Annotated in this window: 19 protein-coding genes; 5 read left to right on the top strand and 14 right to left on the bottom strand. The window is 56.3% G+C overall.

The window, feature by feature from the left end; translation table 11 throughout:
- Nucleotides 1–14: 14 nt before the first annotated feature.
- Entirely contained in the window at nucleotides 15–938 is a 924-nt protein-coding gene (locus GZH47_RS26545) for an ABC transporter permease (RefSeq protein ID WP_225446230.1), read from the bottom strand.
- Nucleotides 939–1,168: 230 nt separating this feature from the next.
- On the opposite strand from GZH47_RS26545, the gene GZH47_RS26540 reads away from it, so the two are divergent.
- The gene (locus GZH47_RS26540; protein WP_162643995.1) at nucleotides 1,169–3,418 is read left to right on the top strand and encodes a helix-turn-helix domain-containing protein; all 2,250 of its coding nucleotides are present in this window, start codon (nucleotides 1,169–1,171) and stop codon (nucleotides 3,416–3,418) included.
- A gap of 42 nt (nucleotides 3,419–3,460) precedes the next feature.
- Here the strand turns inward: GZH47_RS26540 and GZH47_RS26535 are convergent, their stop codons facing one another.
- The 7 genes from GZH47_RS26535 to zwf form a co-directional block, all read right to left on the bottom strand.
- The gene (locus GZH47_RS26535) at nucleotides 3,461–4,528 is read right to left on the bottom strand and encodes a dihydrodipicolinate synthase family protein (protein WP_162643994.1); all 1,068 of its coding nucleotides are present in this window, start codon (nucleotides 4,526–4,528) and stop codon (nucleotides 3,461–3,463) included.
- A gap of 2 nt (nucleotides 4,529–4,530) precedes the next feature.
- Entirely contained in the window at nucleotides 4,531–5,547 is a 1,017-nt protein-coding gene (locus GZH47_RS26530) for an NAD-dependent epimerase/dehydratase family protein (protein ID WP_162643993.1), read from the bottom strand.
- 163 nt (nucleotides 5,548–5,710) lie between these two features.
- Nucleotides 5,711–7,174 carry a GGDEF domain-containing protein gene (locus GZH47_RS26525; RefSeq protein WP_225446229.1) on the bottom strand — a complete coding sequence of 488 codons (1,464 nt, stop codon included), beginning with the start codon at nucleotides 7,172–7,174 and terminating at the stop codon, nucleotides 5,711–5,713.
- Nucleotides 7,175–7,389: 215 nt separating this feature from the next.
- Nucleotides 7,390–8,805, bottom strand: coding sequence for an NADP-dependent phosphogluconate dehydrogenase (gene gndA / locus GZH47_RS26520; RefSeq protein ID WP_162643992.1), 1,416 nt, complete (start codon nucleotides 8,803–8,805; stop codon nucleotides 7,390–7,392).
- 124 nt (nucleotides 8,806–8,929) lie between these two features.
- On the bottom strand, nucleotides 8,930–9,595 hold the full coding sequence (gene fsa / locus GZH47_RS26515; protein ID WP_162643991.1) for a fructose-6-phosphate aldolase: 666 nt from the start codon (nucleotides 9,593–9,595) through the stop codon (nucleotides 8,930–8,932).
- Between the two features lie 36 nt (nucleotides 9,596–9,631).
- Nucleotides 9,632–11,620: a transketolase gene (tkt, locus tag GZH47_RS26510; protein ID WP_162645455.1), complete on the bottom strand. Its 1,989-nt coding sequence runs from the start codon at nucleotides 11,618–11,620 to the stop codon at nucleotides 9,632–9,634.
- A complete protein-coding gene (gene zwf, locus GZH47_RS26505) occupies nucleotides 11,604–13,130 on the bottom strand; it encodes a glucose-6-phosphate dehydrogenase (RefSeq protein WP_162643990.1) in 1,527 nt (508 codons plus the stop codon). The genes tkt and zwf overlap by 17 nt, the downstream gene beginning before the upstream one ends.
- Before the next feature lie 126 nt (nucleotides 13,131–13,256).
- On the opposite strand from zwf, the gene GZH47_RS26500 reads away from it, so the two are divergent.
- The 3 genes from GZH47_RS26500 to GZH47_RS26490 all read left to right on the top strand — a co-directional run bounded on the left by GZH47_RS26500 (nucleotide 13,257) and on the right by GZH47_RS26490 (nucleotide 16,770).
- A complete protein-coding gene (locus tag GZH47_RS26500; protein ID WP_162643989.1) occupies nucleotides 13,257–14,135 on the top strand; it encodes a LysR family transcriptional regulator in 879 nt (292 codons plus the stop codon).
- Between the two features lie 771 nt (nucleotides 14,136–14,906).
- A complete protein-coding gene (locus GZH47_RS26495) occupies nucleotides 14,907–15,827 on the top strand; it encodes an ABC transporter ATP-binding protein (protein ID WP_162643988.1) in 921 nt (306 codons plus the stop codon).
- A 1-nt stretch (nucleotide 15,828) separates the two neighbouring features.
- A complete protein-coding gene (locus GZH47_RS26490) occupies nucleotides 15,829–16,770 on the top strand; it encodes an ABC transporter permease (protein WP_225446228.1) in 942 nt (313 codons plus the stop codon).
- 75 nt (nucleotides 16,771–16,845) lie between these two features.
- Here GZH47_RS26490 and GZH47_RS26485 read toward each other — a convergent pair whose 3' ends face one another.
- The 4 genes from GZH47_RS26485 to GZH47_RS26470 form a co-directional block, all read right to left on the bottom strand.
- On the bottom strand, nucleotides 16,846–17,268 hold the full coding sequence (locus GZH47_RS26485) for a hypothetical protein (protein WP_162643986.1): 423 nt from the start codon (nucleotides 17,266–17,268) through the stop codon (nucleotides 16,846–16,848).
- Between the two features lie 121 nt (nucleotides 17,269–17,389).
- Nucleotides 17,390–18,022 (bottom strand): LysE/ArgO family amino acid transporter, encoded by a 633-nt coding sequence (locus GZH47_RS26480; protein WP_162643985.1) that lies wholly within the window; start codon nucleotides 18,020–18,022, stop codon nucleotides 17,390–17,392.
- A gap of 167 nt (nucleotides 18,023–18,189) precedes the next feature.
- Entirely contained in the window at nucleotides 18,190–19,203 is a 1,014-nt protein-coding gene (locus GZH47_RS26475) for a zinc-binding alcohol dehydrogenase family protein (RefSeq protein WP_162643984.1), read from the bottom strand.
- A 67-nt stretch (nucleotides 19,204–19,270) separates the two neighbouring features.
- On the bottom strand, nucleotides 19,271–20,752 hold the full coding sequence (locus GZH47_RS26470) for a tagaturonate reductase (RefSeq protein WP_225446227.1): 1,482 nt from the start codon (nucleotides 20,750–20,752) through the stop codon (nucleotides 19,271–19,273).
- A gap of 158 nt (nucleotides 20,753–20,910) precedes the next feature.
- On the opposite strand from GZH47_RS26470, the gene GZH47_RS26465 reads away from it, so the two are divergent.
- Nucleotides 20,911–21,783, top strand: a complete 873-nt coding sequence (locus GZH47_RS26465; protein ID WP_162643983.1) for an AraC family transcriptional regulator — start codon at nucleotides 20,911–20,913, stop codon at nucleotides 21,781–21,783.
- A 198-nt stretch (nucleotides 21,784–21,981) separates the two neighbouring features.
- On the opposite strand, the gene GZH47_RS26460 is transcribed toward GZH47_RS26465, so the two are convergent.
- Both GZH47_RS26460 and GZH47_RS26455 read right to left on the bottom strand, forming a co-directional pair.
- On the bottom strand, nucleotides 21,982–22,740 hold the full coding sequence (locus GZH47_RS26460; RefSeq protein ID WP_162643982.1) for a sugar phosphate isomerase/epimerase family protein: 759 nt from the start codon (nucleotides 22,738–22,740) through the stop codon (nucleotides 21,982–21,984).
- Between the two features lie 93 nt (nucleotides 22,741–22,833).
- The gene (locus tag GZH47_RS26455) at nucleotides 22,834–23,997 is read right to left on the bottom strand and encodes a YyaL domain-containing protein (protein ID WP_225446226.1); all 1,164 of its coding nucleotides are present in this window, start codon (nucleotides 23,995–23,997) and stop codon (nucleotides 22,834–22,836) included.
- Between the last annotated feature and the right edge of the window lie 27 nt (nucleotides 23,998–24,024).

The following is a 24,024-nucleotide window of genomic DNA, read 5'->3' as shown; positions in this document are numbered from 1 at the left end:
CGATGCTCATCCTCCTACCATATACTGTGCTCGCTGAATTTGCGGGCCAGGAAATTCGCCGTGAACACGAAGATCAGACTGATGATCGCGGTGAACAGATCGATGGAAGCGGCATAGCTGTAATTGCCTTGGCTGAGGCCGACGCGATACACGTACGTGCTGATAATATCGGCGGTGCTGTAGATCGCAGGACTCGCCAGCAGGAACACCTTCTCGAAGCCGATGTCCAGAACGTCGCCGACATTGAAAATGAACAAAATAATAATGGTCGGCGCCATGCAGGGCAGCGTGATGTTCAGCGTCTGTCTCCACCTGTTCGCGCCATCGATGCGCGCCGCCTCGTACAGCTGCGGATCGATGGCCGTCAGCGCGGCCAAATAGATGATCGTTTCCCAGCCGACATGCTGCCAAATTTCCGACAGGACGTACACCGGCCTGAACCAGCCGGGCTCGGACATGAAGTTGACCGGGTGAAATCCGAGTACCTTCAAATAGTGGTTCACCACGCCCGTGGAAGGCGATAAGAACGTGAGCACCATGCTCGCCACGACCACGTTGGAGATGAAGTGGGGCAAGTAGCTCACCGTCTGCACGAAGCGCTTCAAGAACGTGGCCGTCACTTCGTTCAGGAGCAAGGCCAGTATGATCGGGGCCGGGAAGGCGAACGCCAGCTTCGTCACGCCGAGCAGCACCGTGTTGCTCAGCAGTTCGAAGAAATCCGGGCTGTTCAGAAACGTCCGGTAATATTTCAACCCTACCCATGGACTCGCCCATACCCCTTTGAACAAATTGTAATTCTTGAAGGATATGACCAGCCCGAACATCGGCGCATAGCGGAAAACCAAATAATAGATCAGACATGGCAGCTGCATGAGGAGCAAATATTTGTCTTTGTTCAGCTTCCGCATCAAACGATTCGATCTTCCTTCCGGCATCATTCCGTTTCTTTCCCTCCTCTCTATCAGGCGCGCAGCCCTAGTAAACGGGGTTGATTTTCCGTAAGCCGCTGATATATCTTAGATGCAAGCCCCGGAGCTTGAGACGATTATACGGCCCGTGCCGCACCAGGCGATATCGTCGCAATTCCATATTTCCTCCCCGGTTGCAGCCTTTCGCAAATCAGTGATAAAGATGAAAATCAGACCGATTGACGGAAAGGAAGTGAGCGATGCGCACGATCTTTCGTTTCAAACTCGGCACTAATTCGCTGTTCACCCAACTGTTCATTTCGTTCCTGGCCGTTATCCTGCTGCTGCTTTCGTTCAACTACTTCTCCTTCTCTTTCTACCAGAACAACATCCGCGACGAGATCATCAAGTACAACGACGTCAACTTGGACCATACGACCGAAAACTATGAAAGCTATTTCGAGCTGCTCTATAAGCTGTCACTCGGTTTCTATTTCCGGGACAGCGTTCAGACGCTCGCCAAAAACCACGAAGACTACGCCGCTTCCAACTATATCGTGCGCAACGAGATCAACAGCGTGCTGTCGATTCCGAAATTATATTTGGACAACTTCATGCTGTACATCAACGACAATTCGCTCGTCTTGGAGCAGGGCGGGACGGCCCGGGCCCAGACGATGTTTACGAAGTTCTATCACAGTACGAATTATCCGTATGCCTTCTGGAAGGGACAATTCGATTCCCCGTACGGTTTTCGGTTGTTTCCTGCCGCGAATTTCGAGGAAATCGGCCTCAACAAGGAAATCACCTCTTCGAAGCAATTGTTCTCCTTCATCGTGAAAAACAAGCTGTACCCCGATTTCTACCTGATTGCCTTCATCGACGCGAATAAGCTGTTCCAAACGTTCCATCAGTCCATTAACAAGCAATTCTATATCGCCGATTCCGACGGCCAGCCGGTTTATGCTTCGCAGCTAACGGCTTCCGAGCAGCTACCCGCATTTACAGGAGCGCAGGGCGCCATTCGCCAAGGGTCCTATTATTACTTTTACAAGAAGGGAACCGTTACAGGGTTTACCTATGTAAACACGGTGCCGCTGGAAGAGATTACGTCCCAAATCTCCCGGCTCCGATTGACGCTATGGTCGGTCCTGCTGGCAGCGCTGGCAATCGGTCTCATTACGTCGATCTTGTTCACGATCCGCTTCCACAGCCCGGTCAAGAAAATCATCAGTTCCATTCAAAGCATCGGCGGACATGCCGCTCAGCCTAGCCGAATCAAAGAGTTTGCGCTTATCGGCGAGAACATTCGCAGCATGCTGGAAGCGAACCGGAATATCCATCAATCGATGAACGACAGCAAAGCGCTGCTGCAATATTACGCGCTTACGAACCGAATTAAGAAGATTACGATGAACTTGCCCGATCTTCAGGAATTGATCGTCAATCCGAATCCCTACCTGCTCGTCCTGTACGAATTGAAATTCAAGCGCCGTTACAAAGACGAGATCGGCATCGACCGGGAGCAGGCCGTCTTCTACCTGAAAGAATGCATAGATCTCTGCATCGCCGGGCGTCATCGCGACTCGCTCACTTTCCCGATTGAATCCGACCAGCTCTTGTCCATCGTGTTCCTTCCGCCGGAAAACCCGCCTATCCTGGACACGCTGCAGCGGATCGTCAGCATGATGGAAGTTGACCGGGACTACTATTTCGCCGCGATCGCAGTCAGCGGTACGCATCATCAGCCCGCGGAATTCACGGACGCCTACGAGCAGGCGCTGACGCTGCTGAACAACCGCCCGATTCATGACAGCACGGAAATCCTGTCCGCTCCGGGACGCAAGAACCCGCCGGAATTCGTCATCACGGTCGAGCAAGAATATGAGCTCAACTTGCATTTGTACGCCGGCAATTGCGAGAACACGCTGCAGTTGATCAGAAGGACGCTGGGCGCGATGCAGCGCAAACAAGCGACAGCGCTCCGCTGCGCCCAGTTCGCCAACGATGTATTGAGCCGCATTCTCAACGTGCTGCGCGCATTGAGTTTAGAAAGTCCGTTTATCCAGCGGCTGCCGTCCCCTCAGCAGCAATTGCAAGAATGCTACACAATTCAGGATTACGAGCGCTTCTTCACGAACGCGGTGACCGAAGCGACGTTGTTAATCCGCGATCACAAAGAAGCGGCGGATCCGATCGTAGACTTTGTCGTTCAATACCTCGAGCGCCATTACGCGCAAGACATTACGCTCGATATCGTCGCGGACAAGCTCGGCATCTCCAGCGGATATCTCTCGACGTATTTCAAAGAGAAAACGCAAAAGAACTTCATCGACTACGTCAATGAAGTTCGCGTTGCGAATGCCAAGACGCTGCTGCGGGAATCCGGCGCGCGCATTCAAGAGATTGCCGCCGGCGTCGGTTATCAGAACATGAATTCCTTCAATCGGATGTTCAAGAAATTTACGAGCATGACGCCAAGTGAGTTCAGGATGAAGCATAAACAATAATGCGGTTTGGCAATAGCCATCATGATTATTACAGCATGCTGCTTACGCCAGCCATTTCGCGAGATGCGCGCGCACGAATTCGTCATCGTTCAGCTCCGGGTAATCCCGGTAAACGCGATCGATCTCTTCCTTCTGTCCGGGAGACAGCTCCTCATGCGGGTTCAGGCACCACGTTCCCCGCATCAAGCCTTGCCTCCGGAGCACTTCATGAATGCCGGGAATGCAGCCGGCGAAGCCGTGGGCGGGATCGAAGAACGCCGCGTTCGCTTCCGTCGCAGCGATATTGCGCGTCAGCCATTCCGGCGAGATCTGCCCTTCCTGCCGGACGCGCTTGATCTCCTCCAGCAGCTCGACCGCCTTCTGCGTCCATACCGCCCAGTGACCGAGCAAACCGCCGACGATTCGTTTCTCGACCGATTGCCCGTTGACCTGGAAGCGATACGTCGTCAGCAAATCGTTCACGATATTATCATCGTTGCCGGTGTACAACGCGATCTGATCCCGCCGCTCGGAGGAGCAGACGGCGCGGACCACATCGATCGTCTGATAGCGGTTGAACGGCGCCATCTTGATCGCGACGACGCCGGGAATATCGGCGAATGCCCGCCAGAAATCAAAGCTGAACACCCTGCCGCCGACCGAAGGCTGCAAATAAAATCCGATGACCGGCATGACGGCAGCGACGCGCTCCGTCCGGTTCAACAGCTCCTGTTCCGACAAGCCCTGCAAGCCGCCCATGCTGAGCAGTCCCGCATCGTAGCCGAGTGCGGCGGCAAGCTTCGCTTCGCCAAGCGCCTGCCCGAGAGGTCCGCATATTCCTGCGACCCGAATGAACGGGCGCCGCAGCGCGACGCGCTCGACTTCTTCGGAAGCAAGGCGCAGCACGGTCTCGTATAAATTGTGCTGCGGGTCGCGGATCTCGAATTGCGTGGAATGGACCCCGACGGCGATGCCGCCTGCGCCGGCAGCCATGTAATAGCGGGTCAATGCCCGTTGGGACGCGGCATCGAGCTGCCGTTGTTCATCCAGCGCGAGCGGATGCGCGGGAATGACGAGCCCTTCATGAAGCGCGCGGCTTTGTTCAGGGGAAAGCGACGGTACGGCTTGCATCGTTAAAATTTCCCCTTTCGCTCTTGGAAATGGGTCGGCTTATTGAGCGTCGCTCCGCCGGCTTCCACCCATTCCGCCACCCAGTCGATCATTTGCAGCAGCGAAACGCGCGGATAACCGAAGCGTTTCATGCATTTCGAGGCATTGTTCAGGAGAGCGTCGCTCGCTTCCACGCCTTCGAAGACCGGCGCGGTGCCGAGCCGTTTGCCGAATTCCTCCGCCGCCCAGCGGATCGATACCGTCTCCGGTCCCGTCACGTTCAGGAAATTCACCGGCGTCTCGCAGGCGAGCAAAGAACGGATCGCGATCTCGTTCGCGTCCCCCTGCCAGATCACGTTGGCATGGCCCATGGCCAGCTGGATCGGCTTGCCCGCTTTGACCGACTTGGCAAGCTCCAGCAGGACGCCGTAACGCATATCGATCGCATAGTTCAACCGATAGATGACCATCGGAATCTCATACTTCTTGGCAAAATGCTCGAAAATACGCTCGCGTCCCAAACAGGACTGCCCATATTCGCCGACCGGCGACGGGGATACCGCTTCGTTCGCGCCGCCGTATCCGACCGGCGTGAACGGATACACGTTACCCGAGGAGAAGACGACGATGCGCGAGTTTCTGTACTTCTCGGCCACCCGGCCGGGCAGATAGGCATTCATCGCCCACGTGAACGATTCGTTCCCGGTCGTGCCGAATTTGTTGCCGGCCATGTAGATGACATTCGGAACATCCGGCAGCGCTTGGAGCGCTTCGTCGTTCAACAGATCGCAGGCGATCGTCTCGACGCCGTCCGCTTCCAGCTGCTCCCGCAATCCAGGCTCGGAGAATCGGGATACGCCGATCACTCGTTTGCTCACGCCTGCCTGACGGATCCCGTTCAACAATAATCGGGCCAAGCTCGGTCCCATCTTGCCCCCGACGCCGAGCAGCATAATGTCCCCTTCGATATTTCGTATGTCTTGAATGAGTGCGTCCGATGGCTCGGCAAGCTTCGCTTCCAGTTCTTCAATCGTCTTCAACGGTTCAGGACTCCCTTCGATATTGGAGGATGTAGCTTCATCTTAGTCGCCCGTTCACTAAAAGACAAATCTATTAATCGTCTTTAAATAAGCAGAAAACGCCTGCCGTAAACAGCCTGCGTTCTCCCCTTGTCGTCTCCGTTCTGATCCTTGCCGCAGACGGCTAACCGCCTGTCTGGTCTTGGAGAAACACGAGCCGGAAGATTTGGCGCGGCCTTCCTTTGGGCACCTTCTCCACGCCCGAAATCGTCACGAGCCGGTGATCAAGCCACTGCTGCAGCAAGCGATGCGTACTTCGCACCGTTATGTCCATGATCGCCGCCAATTCATGCACCATATAATCCGTCTGGCCGGTTCGCGCCACTTGCGCCATCAGTTTGCTCAGATAGGCCGATGTCATGCCCGCATCCTCCGCTCGCTTGATCAGGTCTGCATCCGTTAAAGACAATGCGGCCTCGAGCGGGTCCGACATCGCCAGCGGTCCGATCAGCATGCGGTCTTCGCCGACGATAAAGCATGTATCGCCGCCCGCTTCCTTGGACTTGCGCAGCGCAGCTCTGGCATGCGTGCCGGCTTCGTTGGCAGATCGGCCGAAACCCATGCCGATGCTGAGCGACAAGCCGAATTTCTGATACACGCTCCTGCCGAGCGGGATCGACTTGTAGCCGCCCGTCACGCGCTCGAAGATGCCGCGCGTCGTGAAGAACAAATATTCATCTCCGCCGAGATGGGTCAAATAGCCGTCCAGCGAAGCCACGTAATCGAGCAGCATCCGGTGGATTTCCAGCTTGAATTTCTGAATCTCGTGCTCGGACGCATGCGTCTGAATGCGCCGTTCGAAATGATCCAGATTCATGAGCCCGACGACGATTTGAGCTTCCTTGCTCTGCCTTGTTTCCGTGGAGAGCAGCGCCCGTTCGAGGGCGACCGTGATGTTGCCGTCCGTCGGAATGACCCATTCGTTCGGAATGCCGCGTTCCGACAGCGCCGCGGCAACGGACGCTTCGGCCGTCAGCACGGCGTCGCACGCTCCCGCATCGAACAGCGCTGCGTGATGCGCCACGAGCGCTTCCTTCGAAGCGTTCGAAGGGCCGTCATAGAGCACCGGCACGATCCGCGTCTCGTTAATCTCGGCCAGCGACTGGCTGATCATCGGCTTGCCGAGCGTATCGATCGAAACGCGCAGCAGGCTGTCGGGTCCTAACGCGTTCTTCAAACGGGACAGCGCGCGGTAGAAGCCCGTATCCGTGAGCGGCACGTAATGCAGCGCGAGGCTGAGGCTCGTTTGCTCGCGGATTTTGTTATACGGCACGGGACCCGACACGAGGAGCACTTCCACTTCATCCGCGATCGCTTCCGCCAGCCGCGGGGCTTCGTCTACGTTCGCGTACGTCTGCGCAACCGGAGAAAAAGACGGGAACGCCTTCAGGACGTGCAGAATCCGCTTCACGAGCTCGTCGGGACCGATGATTCCGATCGATATGCCTTTCGGGGAGCCAGGCTCGTCCGGGCGCGGTTTATGTTTTCCGGTGGTTTCGGTGGTTCCGGAGGTTCCGGAGGTTCCGGAGGTTCCGGTGGTTTCGGTGGTTTCGGTGGTTTCGCTATGCTCGCTCATGCTCTTCTTCATCGTGCTCGACCTCCGCCGATTAATAGACATCATCTTTAATATGACTTTAATCAGCTTAGCATTGCGTTGGAAGCTGGCGCAACCGAAACAAGAGAGCTGTCAGCTGCTTCAACATCGCTGCAGGCATCAAAAAACCTCCATCTCCGCGGGTAACGTCCCGTGGAAATGAAGGTTTTGATCCATGCTTTATGCGTAAGCTTCGGAAACAAGAGATGTTATTCGTTCGCCATCCATTGGAAGTGGAAGCTGCCCTCGCGGTCCAAACGCTGGAACGTATGCGCACCGAAGTAATCCCGCTGCGCTTGCAGCAGGTTCGCCGGAAGCCGCTCGGAGCGGTAGCTGTCGTAATAAGCCAGCGCGGAAGCGAATGCCGGAACCGGGATGCCGCGTTCGACGGCAACGGAGACGACGCGTCTCCAAGCGCCTTGATAATTGTCGACGACGCCGCGGAAGTACTCGTCCAGGAACAGGTTTTTCAGCTCCGGATCGCGATCGTAGGCGTCTTTGATATTTTGCAGGAAACGGGCGCGAATAATGCATCCGCCGCGGAAAATCATCGCGATGCCGCCATAGTTCAAATTCCAGTCATACGCCTCGGATGCCGCACGCATCTGTGCGAATCCTTGCGCGTACGAAGCGATCTTGCTGGCGTACAGCGCTTGGCGCACAGCTTCGATGAACGCGCCGCGGTCGCCTTCGTAGCCGGAAGCGGCTGGACCTTGAAGCAGCTTGCTTGCCGCAACGCGCTCGTCTTTCATCGCGGAGATGAAACGGGCGAATACGGATTCGGTGATGATGGACAGCGGCACGCCCAGATCAAGCGCGCTTTGGCTCGTCCATTTGCCTGTTCCCTTCTGGCCGGCGGAATCCAGAATGACGTCCACCATCGGTTTGCCCGTTTCCGGATCCGTCTTACCGAAGATATCGGCGGTGATTTCAATCAGATAGCTGTCCAGCTCGCCATTGTTCCATTCCGTGAAGATGTCATGCAGCTCGTTCGTGTCGAGGTTCAAGACATCCTTCAGCAAGTGGTACGCTTCGCCGATCAGCTGCATGTCGCCGTATTCGATGCCGTTGTGAACCATTTTGACATAGTGGCCTGCGCCGTCCGCCCCGATGTAAGTGGAGCAAGGATCGCCGTTCACTTTCGCCGAGATGGCGGTCAAGATCGGCTCGACCAGCTCGTATGCATCCCGCTGTCCGCCCGGCATGATTGCCGGTCCGAGCAGCGCGCCTTCCTCGCCGCCGGAAACGCCTGCGCCGATGAAGCGGAAGCCCTGCGCTTGCAAGTCTTTGTTCCTGCGCTGCGTATCCGGGAAGAACGCGTTGCCGCCGTCGATCAGAATATCGCCTTGGCTCAAGTAAGGAACGAGCTGGTTGATCGTATCGTCCGTCGGCTGTCCGGCTTTGACCATGATCAGAATTTTGCGCGGCGTTTCGAGCGCGTTGACGAATTCCTCGACGCTGTAGGCGCCAACGAAGTTTTTACCTTGCGCTTCTGCCAGCAGTTCGTTCGTTTTCTCCGCGGAACGGTTGTACACGGCTACCGAGAAACCTTTGCTTTCGATATTCAACGCGAGGTTCTTGCCCATGACGGCCAAGCCGACCACGCCGATTTGTTGTTTTGCCAATTGAAACAGCCTCCTTAGCTTTCCTCGTACTCTGCTTGTTTATGATGACTTTACATGATGACCGTGACTTCAAGATGATGGTTTCTAATTTTACGGCCGCTGCGATACGCAGCGGCCGCAACGATTATTGAACGGATTTCTTCCAATCTGCAGCGAATTTATCCATGCCTTGATCCGTCAGCGGATGCTTCGAGATCTGCTCGATGACCGAGAACGGGATCGTCGCGATATGCGCGCCTGCCATGGCTACCCGCGTTACGTGATCCGGGTGGCGGACGGAAGCGGCGATGATTTGCGCGCTCAGGTTATGCGTGCGGAACAGTTCAGCCACTTTCGCTACCAGCTGCACGCCGTCTTCCGAGATGTCGTCCAAGCGGCCGAGGAACGGAGAAACGTACGTTGCGCCCGCACGAGCGGCCAAGAGCGCCTGATTCACGGTGAAGATCAGCGTAACGTTCGTCTTCACGCCTTTATTGGCCAGGTAACGGCAAGCTTCCAAGCCGGCAAGCGTCATCGGCAGTTTAATCGTGATGTTCTTATCGTAATCGTTGATTTTGATCAATTCGTTCGCTTGCGCGATCATCTCTTCAGCCGTCACGGCATCAGGCGTCACTTCTGCGGAAACGGACTCCACTTCAGGCACTTCGCGCAAAATCTCGGCGATGCGATCCTCGAACTTCACGCCTTCTTTGGCTACCAAGGACGGATTCGTCGTGACGCCGGACAAGACGCCAACTTTGTACGCTTTCTTGATATCTGTCAGGTTTGCGGTATCGATGAAGAATTTCATGATCATTACCTCCGATAATTGTATTTTTTAAACTATTTAACTCAGCAGTGCTTTCGTCAAACGAACGACATTGCTTACCGAGAAGCCGAAAGACTCCATTACTTCTGGTCCTGGGCCCGATGCGCCGAACGTATCGATCGACAGGATGCTGCCGCTTGGTCCCGTGTAACGCTCCCAGCCGAGCGAAATTCCCGCTTCGATGGCCAGACGCTTCGTCACCGAATCCGGAAGCACCGACTGTTTGTAGGCGTCCGATTGACGATTGAACAACTCTCTGCTCGGCATCGCCACGACGCGTACGGACACCTTATCCTGCTCGAGCTCGGCCTTCGCGTTCACCGCGAGCGATACTTCGGAGCCTGTCGCGATTAGTATGACATCCGGCTGCGCGTTCGTTTCCGTCAGCACGTATGCGCCTTTTGCCACGTCGGCAACGTTCGCTCTCGTCGATTCGTACACCGGCAGATTCTGACGGCTCAGGATCAGCGCGACCGGACCTTCGTTCTGCTGCAGCGCGTACGCCCAAGCGCTCGAAGTTTCGTTGGCGTCGCTCGGACGAATAACGGTCAGTCCCGGGATCGTCCGCAGCGCGGCCAAATGCTCGACGGGCTCGTGCGTCGGTCCGTCTTCGCCGACTGCGATCGAGTCATGGGTGAACACGTACGTCACCGGCAATTTCTGCAGCGCCGCCAAACGGATGGATGGCCGCAAGTAATCGCTGAATACGAAGAACGTGCTGACGAACGGTTTCACGCCGCCATGCAGTGCCAAGCCGTTACCGGCCGCGCCCATCGCATGCTCGCGGACGCCGAAGTAAATGTTACGGCCCGCATAGGAATCCACGGCAAACGTCTGCTCGCCTTCGATATCCGTCATCGTCGAGTGCGACAAGTCCGCGCTGCCGCCGAAGATCGATGGAACCAGCTTCACGTAATGATTGATGGCATTCCCGCTCGCCACGCGTGTCGAGACGGTTTTGGATGCGTCGAACGTCAGAATGTCTGCGGCATCGATCGCGAACTTGCCGTCGATGACTTGCTTGAGCTCCGTTCCGAGCGATGGATGCTGAGCTTGGTAAGCTTCCACCAACGCGTTCCATTTCGCTTCTTTGGCCGCTCCGTTCTGCTTCAGCTCTTCGAAATGCGTACGTACTTCGGCCGGAACTGTGAACTCTTCCTCGTACTCCCAGCCGTACACTTTCTTCGTTGCCGCTGCTTCTTCCTTGCCAAGCGGAACGCCATGCACTTTGTTCGTGCCGGCCGATTTGCTGCCGTAGCCGATAATCGTCCGCACTTCGATCAACGTCGGCTGCGTTTCGTTCTGCTTCGCTGCCGCGATCGCCGCGGTGATTTGGGCGATATCGTTGCCCTCCTCGATCCGCAAGTATTGCCATTGCGCCGATTCCGCGCGCTTCTGCATCTGTTCCCCGAAGGACAGGTTGAGATCGCCGTCGAGCGAAATATCGTTGGAATCGTACAACACGACCAGTTTGCCCAGCTTCATATGACCCGCCATCGACATCGCTTCGTACGAAATACCTTCCATCAAGCAGCCGTCGCCGACGAGCGCATACGTATAATGGTCAACGACCGGGAATCCATCCTGGTTAAATTTTGCGGCGAGATGCGCTTCGGCCATCGCCATGCCGACTGCCATAGCCAAGCCTTGTCCCAGCGGGCCTGTCGTAGCATCCACGCCGTCGGTGTGGCCGAATTCAGGATGCCCCGGCGTCAAGCTGTTCAGTTTGCGGAACTGCTTGAGATCGTCAATCGATACTTGATAGCCCGACAGATGCAGCAGGCTGTAGAGCAGCGCCGAGCCGTGGCCCGCGGATAAGACGAAACGGTCGCGGTTGAACCATTTGGCATTCGCCGGGTTATGATTCAGCTGCTTGCCCCAGAGCGCATACGCCATGGGCGCTGCGCCCATCGGCAGTCCGGGATGGCCGGAATTCGCGCTGTTGATGGCGTCGATGGACAGTGTACGGATCGTATCGACGGCGAGTTGATCAATGGTTTGCGTGATAGGCATAATTTACTCCTTCTTTCGTTTCGATTTCTTGCTCGGGTTCGGTATCAAACCGCCAGCGATAGCCGTCTTTGGCCAACAGTTCGTCTGAAGCGGCAGGACCGTAAGAACCTGCTGGATAAGAATGAAGCGGCACGAGATCGTCCGCGAATGCATCCAGAACCGGCTGCACCCATTTCCAAGCCAATTCGACTTCGTCCCAGTGCGCGAAGAACGTCGGATCGCCGTTCAGCGCATCGCCGATCAAATTCTCGTACGCTTCGGGCACGTCCTGCTCGCTCGTATGGAAGTTGACGTGCATCGGTTTGAATTCGCCTTTATGCTGCGGATCTCTCGTATTCAGCTGCAGCGTGATGCCTTCGTTCGGGCTGATTTCGAACACGAGGAGATTCGGCGTCTTGCTGTCTTCGTTCGAGAGCGAAGGCTGCTTCAGCGGTTCTTTGAACTCGATCACGATTCGCGTCGATTTCTCCTTCATTCGTTTGCCCGTACGAATATAAAACGGTACGCCGCGCCAAAAATAATCATCGATCTCCAATTTCGCGGCAATGAACGTGTCGTTCATCGACGTCTCGGCAATGCCCGGTTCGGATTTGTAGCCGACGACCGGCTTCCCTTGAATCGTTCCCGCCGCGTATTGTCCGCGGATGATCTGGGCAGCGACGTTCTCTTTTGGAAGCGGGACGACGTTCTCCATGACTTTTTTCTTGCGCAAGCGAACGTCGTCCGACGTGCTGTTGTTCGGCAAATGGATCGCGAGCATCATGAGCAATTGCAGCATATGGTTCTGGAACATGTCTCTGACGGCGCCCACATGATCGTAGTAGCCCGCCCGTTCCTCGACGCCGACCGTTTCGTTGGCCGTGATTTGCACGTTAGCGATGTGGCGATTCGTCCATAATGCCTGCAAGACCGGGTTGGCCTGCTGCAAAATTTCAAGCTTCTGCACCATCGGTTTGCCGAGATAATGGTCAATGCGGAAAACTTCATGCTCTTCGAACGACTGGCTCAGCTTCTCGTTCAGATCGCGGGCGGACTGCAAATCGTGGCCGAAAGGCTTCTCGATCACGAGGCGTTTCCAGCCATCCGCCGAACCGAGCCCGCTCGACTTGACGTTGGCGGCGATCGTTTCGAAGAATTCCGGACCGACGGATAAATAGAACAAGCGATTCGGCGCCGCGCCAAGAGCGGCTTCCCGCTGCTCGACCAATTGCAGCAGTTTGATGTAATCCTCAACTTGGTCAATATGAAGTACGCTATAGCTGAATGCGTTCAAGAAGCGGTTCACAAGCTTGGGATCGTTCGCTTCTCTTCTGGAGAAGCTGCGAAGCGCTTGCCCGACATTCGAGCGGAACGTCTCGTCGTTCAACTCGCGGCGTCCGAGTCCGAACACGGAGAAAGCTTGCGGCAGTTTGCCGTCGATGAATAAATTAAACAAGGCAGGGTAGATTTTGCGTTTGGCCAAGTCACCCGTCGCCCCGAACAATATAAATGTAGTGGCCTCCATAATTACATGACTCCTTCCGGCATCGCATCGCTTGCGGCACTGGTTTCTCTTCCTTGGTTCAACTATAATACGAATAGCATCCATACAAGTAATACATATATTTCACAGGAGCTATAGACCACGTCTATGACCAACAATTACGAGCTGTACAAGGTTTTCTACTGGGCCGCGAAGACGGGAAGCTTGACCCAGGCAGCCAAGGCGCTGTATATCACTCAGCCGAGCGTCAGCCACGCCATCAAGCAGCTGGAAGACAGCTTCGGCCTCACTTTGTTTTACCGGACGTCCAAAGGCGTCTCGCTGACGCAGGAAGGCGCGGTGCTCTATTCCTACATCGAGAAGTCTCAAATCTTGATTTCGGTGGCAGAGGAGAAAATGACCGCGCTCAAAAACCTCGGCAGCGGCGAGCTTCGGATCGGCGGCAGCGATTCGCTGTTCAAGCATTACTTGCTTCCTTATTTAGAAGACTACCATCGGAAGTATCCGGGCATTAAGCTGCATTTGAATCACGGAACGACGCCGGAAACGATCTCTTTCTTAAAAGAAGGCCGCATCGACGTGGGCGTCGTACGGATGCCGATCGTCGACGATCAGCTCGAAGTGATGCGGGGCATTCAGCTGCAGGATTGTTTCGTGGCGGGCGAACGATACGCCGAGCTCAAAGGCGTGGAGCTGTCCATGGAGCTCCTGCTCCACTATCCAATCATCCTCTTCTCGCGCAACAGCCGGGTACGGATGGCCATCACGGAGCTGTTCCAAAGCTACGGCTATGAAATCAAACCGGAAATCGAGGTCGGAAGCGTCGATTTGCTTATCGAGTTCGCCCGCAAAGGCCTCGGCATCTCTTACGTGACCCGGGAATTCGTGGCCAAGGAGCTGGAGGCGGGCTCGCTCTTCGAAATCCAACTGGACGTGAAGCTGCCCCCGTCGCAGGTCGGATTCATGATCATGCGCAACATGCCGCTCTCCAGCGCGGCGAGCAAGTTTATCGAGCTTGTGAAGTAATCATGCGAAACAGCCATCGAGTCCTCGAAGTGAGGCTTGGTGGCTGTTTTATTAGTAGGTGTGCGAGAGCGAAGGGGCGGGCGGCGTGGATGGAATCGCGGATGCTAAGCAGGGCGGACGGCGTGGATGGCATGCTGAGACGGAGGCCCGCGCAAAGACGCGGATGGCATAGGTGTGATAGCGGACGCAGCAAATGAATGCGTGGCGAAAGTACCCGTGCTGCTAATGGACGTTGGGTTCAGTGCTGTGTAGTGGCTGTGGACCTTTCAAACCCGCACGCGCCTGGCTACTAGCACGAACGCCTGCCGCAAAACTCTAACGAACCGTATAAACCTTATTCATGGTTTTTGAGGCCCGCTGGAATTCTAACGAACCCCACATTCGCTATTCAAAGCCGTCGTACCTATTTCTCCCGATTTTCGCTAGATATCGCTTCAATAAGGTTTCCTAGATTCGTTAGAATTCGAAAGGACGCTAAAACCATCAAATAACGCTTGCTCGGTTCGTTATATTGATGTGATCCCCCTGTGATAGCCCCCTCGCAACCGTCCTCCGAATTTATTTTAACTCTACGTAAGTACCAAGACCCATACCCTGTCTGACATGCGGAATCTCGTAACTGCGCGCGCAACGACATTCGATAAAATCGGACGTCGGATATGACGGATCCCCGACCTGAGACGGGGGCGCCTCCTTGGCGGAGGACGGTTTTTCCAAGGGACGACTTCGGGTATAGTTCAACAAGAGAACAAATCCAGGAGGTTTATAACCATGTCAGACCCTGTGTTGCAGCTTCGCAACCTGACCAAAACAATCGGCAGACGAAATATCGTCGATGATCTTACATTCGATATTCCCGCTGGAGAAGTGTTCGGCTTCCTCGGTCCGAACGGCGCGGGCAAAACGACGACCATTCGCATGATCGTCGGCTTGATCTCCATGTCGAAAGGGGAAGCGTTCATCAAGGGCATCTCCGTCCGCAATCACTTCGAGCTCGCGATGACCCATGTCGGAGCGATCGTCGAAAATCCCGAAATGTATAAATTTCTGACCGGCTATCAGAACCTGGTTCACTTCGCGCGCAGGCACGAAGGCGTTACGAAGGCGCGAATCAATGAAGTCGTCGAACTGCTCGGCCTCCAGAACCGGATCCACGAGAAGGTCAAACGCTATTCCCTCGGCATGCGCCAGCGGCTCGGCGTCGCTCAGGCGATACTGCACCGGCCTTCGCTGCTCATCCTTGACGAGCCGACGAACGGACTGGATCCCGCGGGCATCCGCGAGCTGCGGGATTACTTGCGCAAGCTGACGAAGGAAGAAGGCATCTCCGTCATCGTCTCTTCCCATCTGCTGTCCGAGATGGAGTTGATGTGCGACCGGGTCGCCATCATTCAATCCGGCAAGCTCGTCGATGTACGGTCCATTAATGAAATTCAGGATGCGGCCCAGTCGAAAATCGTCATCGAAGCCGGCGATTTGCCGGCGGCCCAGCGCCTGCTTGCCGCGGCGTTCGACCCGGCCCTCATGTCCGTGTCCGGCAGCCAGCTTGAGCTGACGGCGGATAAATCCGTCATTCCGCATATTGCGAGGCTGCTCGTTAACGCGGAGATCGACGTGCACGGCATCCATGCCGTACAGAAATCGCTGGAGGAACAATTCCTCGAAATGACCGGAGGTGAGATGGTTGTCTAGCATGACGAAGCTTATTCGCAACGAGAATATGAAGATTTACCGCCGCCCTCGCACTTGGGCGATGATCGGCATTCTGATGCTCGCCATCGGGCTCATGAGCTGGGCACTGAAACATGACGAGAACAAGAGCGATCCTAATTGGCAGCAGCAGCTGACGCAACAGAACGCCCATATGCAGCAGAATCTGCAGGAAGGCAAAAATCTCGACGCCAGCGACAAAGAACAGATCCAAAACGCGATCAAGCTGAACGAATATTATATCGCACATGATATTAACCCGCACAAGCTGTCGCTCTGGAGCTACGTGAATACCTCTGCGTCCCTGATCATACTGGTCACGCTCTTGACGGTCATCATCGCCGCGGACATGATCGCCGCCGAGTTCTCCTGGGGTACGATCAAGCTGCTGCTCGTCGGTCCCGCTTCGCGAACGAAAGTGATGATGAGCAAATATATTGCCGTCATGGGCTTCGCCTTACTGCTGCTCTTGCTCGCCTTCGCCGCCGCTTTCACAGCTGGAGGCATACTGTCGGGCTTCTCCGGGCTGAGCCTGCCGAATGTCACGATCTTGAACGGCGTCATCCACGAAGGCTCGATGATCGTGAACGCGCTGCAGAAATACGGCTTCGCCGTCGTCTCGCTGCTCATGTACGTCACGATGGCGTTCATGATCTCATCGGCGTTCCGCAGCTCCTCGATGGCCATCGCCTTCTCGCTGCTGTTCATGCTGCTCGGCAATTCGCTGTCGGAATTCTTTCACGCGTACGATTGGGTGAAATACCTGCTCTTCTCCAATGTCGATCTGACGCAGTACTTGGCAGGCAGCGCGCCGCTCCGGCCGGAGATGACCATGTCGTTCTCCATCCTGATGCTCGTCGCTTATTATGTAGTCTTCCAATTCATCGCCTGGCTGCTGTTCACCAAGCGCGACGTGGCCGCTTAATAAGTTAATGGCTGCGCAATAGAAAGAACGAAAGGCCGCTCCTCCGCATATCGCGGGAGAGCGGCCTTTTGCTAATTAGTTCCATGTCATTTCAGTCGATCCGGCAGCTTTCTCGGCGAGTACCGGGAAGTTATCCTTCACTTTGCCGATCTCTTCAATGCGCAGTTCGATAGGCTGCAATACTTTCGATGCATCCTTCTCGTTCGTGAACGTCGTCGCATTCTCCAGATAAGCATCGACAATTTGCTTCAATTGTTCCGGCTTAATCAGCTTATCATCCACGCCAATGCCGATTTGAATGACGTTGGTACTCGGATCGCTCGCAAAGCCCGTCAGCGTCACGCCCGCTTCGTCATCCAGCTGACCGATGTTCTTGGCCAATCCGTTGCTGATTTCCACGAATTCATCCGTATCTCCACGATCGACACAGCCCGTGACAAGCGCGAGCACGCCTGAAATCGCGATAATCGCCACAAGCTTTCGCAAATTCAACTTCATCTCGCTGGCTGTCCTCCTTTGCTTTTTTCACTCTCTATTACAACACTGTTCCTACAGAAAAGTTTCGATAATCACTTCCACCATTGCAATAATGACTGCCGCCCTGATGGTCTGCCTCGCCTCATTGCGCGATCATAACGGTCAAATAAACCGCCGTCCCCCACATAACGAGCGCGGAGAACTTATTGAGTCCCGCAAGCAGCCGCCCCGACCGGTCTTTCGCTCCGACGATTCTTCCCGCCAACGCCAAGCCGAGATACCATAGCCAGGAGACGACGATACAACTGATCGCAAACGCGGCCTTGGCGTGCCCGCTATAATTCAGCGAGCTCGTGCCGATTACCCCGATCGTATCCATAATCGCATGGGGATTGAGCAGCGATACGGAAAACGCGAAAGCGATCTGCTTCCTCGTTCCCATCGGTTCCGGCGGCTTCTCCGACGAACTTGAATCCGAATCCTTGCCTCCGGTACTGCTGCGCCATGTCACCCAGCCCATATAGAGCAGGAACACGATGCCCGCTGCCATGAGGCTCATCTTCAACCATCCGATCCCGAAGGCGGCCGTCGATACGCCGAGCACCGCAAGCAGAATGAGCATCGAATCGCAGAACGAAGCGACGAGAATGACCGGCAGCGTCCGGAGGTACCGGGATTGAACCGCTCCCTGGTTGAACACGAACATATTTTGCACGCCTAACGGCAAGATGAGGCCGAAGGCAAGGATGAAGCCTTGCAGGATAGCACTAACCATGAACGATTTCCTCCGCATGCAGCCGATGATGTGACTGACTCTATTTCCTAGGTAATATTCCGCACCAAAAAAAAGACGACTTCCGAAAGTCGGAAGTCATCTATTATACATGACTATTTGGTTGAACGCCATCATTATTCGCAGCGATGTCAGGGCTCCGACACCCCTTACAACTCGACCATCGCCTTTATCACTTTCGATGCCGGGTTCAGCCAATCCTCGAATCGTTCGATCATTTCATCAAACGAGGCGTGATGGGTGACGTATCGCTCCACGTCAATCGCGCCGCTCCGCAGCACCTCCAGCACATGCAGAAAATCCTCCTTCGTCGCGTTCCGGCTGCCCATCAGCGTCGTCTCGCGTTTATGGAATTCCGAATCGTCGAATGAAATATCGCCCTTCACGAGCCCGACGTAGACCAGCGTTCCGCCATTCGCCACGAACCGGACGGCGTCCGACATCGATTTGGCGTTTCCGGTGGCATCGAAGACGACGATCGGGAAATCCCCGTCCGTAATCGCCTTCACCCGCGAAACCGGATCCTTCAGCGCGTTGACTGTATGATCGACAGATGCCCACTGCTGGCAAAAGGCGAGCCGCTCGTCGTTAATATCCATCGCGATGACGTTAGCGCCCAGTTGTTTGGCGAAGGTCATGACGCCAAGGCCGATGGGTCCTGCCCCGATGACGAGCGCCGTATCTCCCGCCGTAAGCCCCGAGCGCCGAACGGCATGCGCGCCGATGCTGAGCGGCTCCACCACGGCCGCTTGCTCAAGCGTCAGTCCGTTCGTGCCGAGCAGATGCGTGACCGGCACGGAAATCCGCTCGCGCATGCCGCCGTCCGTATGCACGCCGAGTACCCGCATCGACGCGCAGCAGTTGGTTTTTCCTTTGCGGCAGGCAATGCAAGCGCCGCAATGCAGGTAAGGGATGATGCTCACTTGATCGCCGATTTGCAGGCCGGCTTCATTGTCGCCGATACGCTCGATGATGCCGGACAGCTCGTGACCGAGTATCCGCGGATAAGCGAAGAAAGGCTGATTGCCCTTAAAAGCATGCAGATCGGTGCCGCAGATGCCGATCCGCTTAATGCGCACGATCGCTTCTCCTTCCGCGAATGCGGGCTCCTCCAGCTCCGTCATTTCGAACCGCTCGACTTCTTTGCATACAATTCCTCTCATGCGTCTCTCCTTCCCTGCGTTGCCGAATTCTCAACATGGCCGCGCGGCGATAATCGAATCCCATTGTTCATGCGTTCAGCCGCTCCAATTCGTTCCAGTAGTGAAGAACCCGCTCCGTAAAGCCCGGCCAACCGGACAAGTCCCGTCCCCACAATGCCGTATCCGCGAGCAGCGTCGACAGCGTTTTTTCCACTGGTTGCCGCTCGCTCCAAGCTGCTGCAAGAACGGCAAGCAGTCCCGCATCGTCTCTTAGCTCATATTCGCTGCCCGCAAGCGTCCGGCCGACAAACTTGCCGTCCCGCTCTTCGGCGCGATAATACCGGAGCAAGCCCGCGAATCCTTTAACCAGCCCATCAGGCACCTGCACGCCGCGCTCGGCGTAATGCGCCATCGAGGGAAGCAGCCGTGCCCGGACTTTGCTGAGGCTGTTCATGGCGATATCGTACAGCCGATGGCGAATGAACGGATTCAAGTACCGCTCGTACACCGCCTCCGCATAAGCGCGCATGTCCGGCTCGGGGTACGGGAGCGACGGAATGATTTCCTCTTCCACCGTGCGCCTGACGAATTCGCTCCATGCCGGTTGCTCCATCAGCTCGCGTACATGCTCCAGCCCATGAAGCAGTCCCAGGGGCGTCATCAACGTATGCGCGCCGTTCAAAAGCCGGACTTTGCGCAGCTGAAACGGTGTCAGATCGTCGACCCAATGCACGTTCAATCCTGCCGCGCGCAGCGGAAGGAGGCGTTCCAGCTCAGGCTCCGCTTCGATCGCCCACAAATGATAAGGCTCGCAGGCCGTCAGCATTTCATCCCGATAGCCCCATTCGGCAAACCAGGCTTCCGCCTGTTCGTCGTCCGGATAGCCGGTCACGATCCGATCGACCAGCGAGTTCAGAAACCGGTTATGCGCCCGCACCCAGTTCGCGAACGCCTCCGGCAACTGCCAATCCGCCGCGTAACGAAGGACGCATTCGCGCAGCGTATCTCCATTGCGATCGATCAGCTCGCAAGGCAGGAAAATAAGTCCCTTGTCGGGCGCGCCGCCGAACGTCTCGTAACGGCGATACAGCAGCCGCGCGACTTTTCCCGGGAACGACAGCGTCGGCGTCTCGTCCGCCAGCGGCTCCGGCCGATAAGCAAGGCCCGCTTCCGTCGTATTGGAAATCACGAGCTCCAATTCGGGATTGTCCGCCAGCGCAAGAAACCGTCCCCACTCGGCGTACGGATCGAAGACTTGGGAGAACGCCTTAATGACCTCGCGGCGTTCCACGCGCTCGCCGTTCTCCAGACCGCGGACGACCAGCGTATAGAGCCCGTCCTGCGCGGCCAATTGCGCAATCTTCTTCTGTCCCGCAGGCCGCGGCTGCGTCACGGCGATGCTGCCGGCGAACAAGCCCTGCTTCCTGCACGTATGAATCATCCAATCCGCGAACCCGCGCAGGAAGTTTCCTTCGCCGATCTGCAGGATGTTCGCGGCGCTGCCGTTCATCCGCTCGTATTCGCTGCGTTCGTCTCCGGCCAGTAACCCGGCGTTCAGTGTACCTGACATGCGTTGCACCCCTTTGGCACTTCATTGGATTTGCTGTATCCGCTTACGATTTATTCTACTCCATCATAATTACGCATCAAATCATCTGAATGATGTATATTGCTGCTCGATTTTGCTATGATTCATAGAGATGCATGAAGGTCGAGGAGGTCTTAGCCATGCAAGCCATTCATAAGCGATTCGAAGACAGCGACAACTTCCCGTTCAGCCTCGTCTATAAAGACACCAAATCGCCGCAGCGCGAGCTGCCGGATCATCTGCACGATTGGCATGAGCTCATTTACGTGTATGCCGGCAAAGGGACGCTGTTCATCAATCACGCCTTTTACGACATGCGGCCGGGAGACGTGTTTCTGATTCCGGGGAATACGGTGCATCGCGCGTTTCCCGACGAGCGGACGCCGGTTACGTCGAGCGCCCTCTTCTTCGCCCCGTCCCTGATACAGCCCATGAATCTCGGTGAATCCTATTCCTTGCTGCGGTGTTTCGAACAAGCCCGCAAACGAAAACAGTACAAGCTGGAGACGTCTGCCGCCGAGCGGGAAACGATCGCAAGACTGCTCGACGACAGCCAGCGCGAAGGCATAACGAGGCTGCCGAACTATCGAGTGGCGATTCTCATTCGCATCCACGAGCTGCTGCTGACCGTAAACCGGATGGCCGTTCCGGAGTCGGCGGCGCAGGACGAGCCGGGCGGCGCGGAACCGGTCTGGATGCGCTCAACGCTGACCTATATCGATGCCCATCTCGGAGACGCCGACCTGAAGCTGGCCGACTTATCCCGCCGGGCGGCCATCACGCCGTCCCACTTCTCCCGCGTCTTCAAGCAGCTGACCGGCATGAACGTGACCGACTATGTTGTCGTGAAACGCATTATGCTCTCCAAAGAGCTGCTTCTGCGCACCGACGACAGTATCGGAGCGATCTGCGCCCAATGCGGCTTCGACAGCGAATCTTACTTTTACAAAAAATTCAAGCAGATGACGGGGATGACGCCGTCGGCTTATAAGCGCGGCGAACGGGGCGGGTAGCGTAGCGGGTTGTCGTGCAGTGCAGTGCATCGCAGGATGCCGTGCAGCGCCTCTGCGCGGGGTGCCGTGACACGCCTCTTCCCGGGACCCCGTTCCGCGCACCTCTGCGCAGGCCGCCTTGCCGGGCACGCCGCCCTCCAGCAAACGAACGTAAAAAGCCAATCTTCCACTGTAAGGAAGATTGGCTGCTTGTTTATTTTAGCGATAGCCGAGCGAGGCCAGGTTGTTGTAGCTCGTCTGCAGGCAATCGAACGGACTGCCTTCGCAGGTGTCCTGCTCCACGAGCAGATATTTCACCGATTCGGCTTGCTCGAGCGCCTTCATGATGGCTTTGAAGTTCATGTTGCCTTCCATTACGGGCGCCATGACCGGCGTCATGCCGCGAACGTCCATGTCCTTCAGATGCACGCAATGCAGACGGTCCTTCAGAATGCCGATCCATTCGCACACGTCCGCGCCGGCAGCCTGCACCCAGTACGTATCGAGCGTAATGCCCATTTCTTCCGGCGAGAAGTCTTCGACCAGCCGTTCGATCATCCGCTTGCCGCCGATTTTCTCGAATTCGAAATTATGGTTGTGGTACATGAACAGCTTGCCGGCGTTCGCGATCTGCTTGGCCGCATCCCGGAAATCCGCCGCGAAATGGCCGTACCAGTCCGTCGTCCGGTATTTATCGGGCAGCCCGCCGATGCCGATATACGGGCAGTCCAACACTTCATGCTCCCGAATGACGGCTTCCGTCTCGTTAACCAGCCGGTCGGCACCGACATGCGTCAATACGATGCGGAGCGACAGTTCGTCGCAAATCCCCTTCAGCGTCTCCGGCGCGATCTTGCCCGTGCCCGATACTTGAATCGTGGAATACCCCATAGCGGCAATCTTCTGCAAGCTCCGCTTGATGTCCGTTTCCGTCTGCGTAAACGTTCTCACCGTATACAATTGTGCGCCTAAAATCATGAATAAAGTCCTCCTTCGATCGTTTGGAATAGGGATCGCAAACCGCTGGCTTTCTCGCTCACTCATACGCCACTCATACGCTCACGCAACGGGCTACTCCCAGAATGTCGCTGCCGCGCCCTTCAACCTTGCCAAGCCTTCCGCAAAAAAATAGTCGCCGTAGATGAGCGGCACGTTGACGTTCTTGCCTTCCGGATAGTGACTGGTCCCGCTCAGGATGAGGCCTTCTTCGTTCTCGTTCTCCCAGGCGCCGTAATTCCGGTACAGCGACTCCAATATCCGAATCGCGGCCGGACGGTACGGCGCATCTTTGTCCGCAACTTTGTCCGCCAATAAGAGCAGCCCGCTCGCCGCACAGGCGCCGGCGGACGTATCCCGGAATCGTTCGACGCCGGCCGGGAGACGGAAATCCCAATGCGGCACGCTGTCCGCAGGCAAATGCGCCAGGAAGAAATGCGCGACGCGCTTCGCCGCGTCCAGATACGCCGTCTTGCCCGTATGATGGTAAGCCAGCGTCAAGCCGTATAACGCCCACGCCGTCCCGCGCGACCAAGCGGATTCCGGCGCGTAGCCTTGACCGCCGATATGCTGGACGCACTCCCCGGTGACGGAATCGAACCGGACGATATGATAAACGGATCCATCCGGCCGGATGAAATGCTCCAGCACCGTATCCAGATGCGCTTCGGCCACATGGCGGTAACGGGGATCGCCCGTCATGTTCGACGCCCAGAACAATAACGGCATATTCATTGCGCAATCGATAATGGCAATGCCGGAATTGTCATGTTCTTCGCTCCACGGATTCCAGGCACGAATGTAACGGCCTTTCAGATTGAAACGGCCGGCCAGCATGTTCGCGGCGATGAGCGCACGGCGTTTCGATTCTTCCGTGCCAAGCAGCTTATACTGCGCGATGCTTGTCAGCGTCCACATGAAGCCCATGTCGTGATCCAGCCTGTAATATTCCGCCAGCACCGGGTCAAGCGCTTCTTCGCACCGCTGAGCCAGTTCCCGGAACGAAGCGTCCCCCTCTTCCGCATGCAGAAGCCAGAGCAGACCCGGCCAGAAGCCCGCCGTCCACCATTCCGGCGCCTCCAGCGCGTAAACGCCGTTCACGCTGGCATGCGGAAAACCGCTGCCGATGCGTTTGCTTGTGCGCGTGACTTTGGCGGCCGTCTGCTGCCATGCCCCTTCCAGCCAATCGAGCGTTTGCCCGTCTTGCAGCGCTTCATGGGTTTGGTTCATTTGATTCATCTGTACCCCTCCCGTTTCATCATGAAT

This window comes from Paenibacillus rhizovicinus (assembly GCF_010365285.1).
In the GTDB taxonomy this organism is placed as follows: domain Bacteria; phylum Bacillota; class Bacilli; order Paenibacillales; family Paenibacillaceae; genus Paenibacillus_Z; species Paenibacillus_Z rhizovicinus.
The sequence above is the reverse complement of the archived record's forward strand: the minus strand, read 5'-3'. Positions and strand labels throughout refer to the sequence as shown.

Bases quoted from the DNA above. Each gene is read 5' to 3' on its own strand.
- GZH47_RS26545 (WP_225446230.1), bottom strand. From the start codon at position 938: ATGATGCCGGAAGGAAGATCGAATCGTTTGATGCGGAAGCTGAACAAA.
- GZH47_RS26540 (WP_162643995.1), top strand. From the start codon at position 1,169: ATGCGCACGATCTTTCGTTTCAAACTCGGCACTAATTCGCTGTTCACC.
- GZH47_RS26535 (WP_162643994.1), bottom strand. From the start codon at position 4,528: ATGCAAGCCGTACCGTCGCTTTCCCCTGAACAAAGCCGCGCGCTTCAT.
- GZH47_RS26525 (WP_225446229.1), bottom strand. From the start codon at position 7,174: ATGAAGAAGAGCATGAGCGAGCATAGCGAAACCACCGAAACCACCGAA.
- fsa (WP_162643991.1), bottom strand. From the start codon at position 9,595: ATGAAATTCTTCATCGATACCGCAAACCTGACAGATATCAAGAAAGCG.
- zwf (WP_162643990.1), bottom strand. From the start codon at position 13,130: ATGGAGGCCACTACATTTATATTGTTCGGGGCGACGGGTGACTTGGCC.
- GZH47_RS26500 (WP_162643989.1), top strand. From the start codon at position 13,257: ATGACCAACAATTACGAGCTGTACAAGGTTTTCTACTGGGCCGCGAAG.
- GZH47_RS26495 (WP_162643988.1), top strand. From the start codon at position 14,907: ATGTCAGACCCTGTGTTGCAGCTTCGCAACCTGACCAAAACAATCGGC.
- GZH47_RS26490 (WP_225446228.1), top strand. From the start codon at position 15,829: ATGACGAAGCTTATTCGCAACGAGAATATGAAGATTTACCGCCGCCCT.
- GZH47_RS26485 (WP_162643986.1), bottom strand. From the start codon at position 17,268: ATGAAGTTGAATTTGCGAAAGCTTGTGGCGATTATCGCGATTTCAGGC.
- GZH47_RS26480 (WP_162643985.1), bottom strand. From the start codon at position 18,022: ATGGTTAGTGCTATCCTGCAAGGCTTCATCCTTGCCTTCGGCCTCATC.
- GZH47_RS26475 (WP_162643984.1), bottom strand. From the start codon at position 19,203: ATGAGAGGAATTGTATGCAAAGAAGTCGAGCGGTTCGAAATGACGGAG.
- GZH47_RS26470 (WP_225446227.1), bottom strand. From the start codon at position 20,752: ATGTCAGGTACACTGAACGCCGGGTTACTGGCCGGAGACGAACGCAGC.
- GZH47_RS26465 (WP_162643983.1), top strand. From the start codon at position 20,911: ATGCAAGCCATTCATAAGCGATTCGAAGACAGCGACAACTTCCCGTTC.
- GZH47_RS26460 (WP_162643982.1), bottom strand. From the start codon at position 22,740: ATGATTTTAGGCGCACAATTGTATACGGTGAGAACGTTTACGCAGACG.
- GZH47_RS26455 (WP_225446226.1), bottom strand. From the start codon at position 23,997: ATGAATCAAATGAACCAAACCCATGAAGCGCTGCAAGACGGGCAAACG.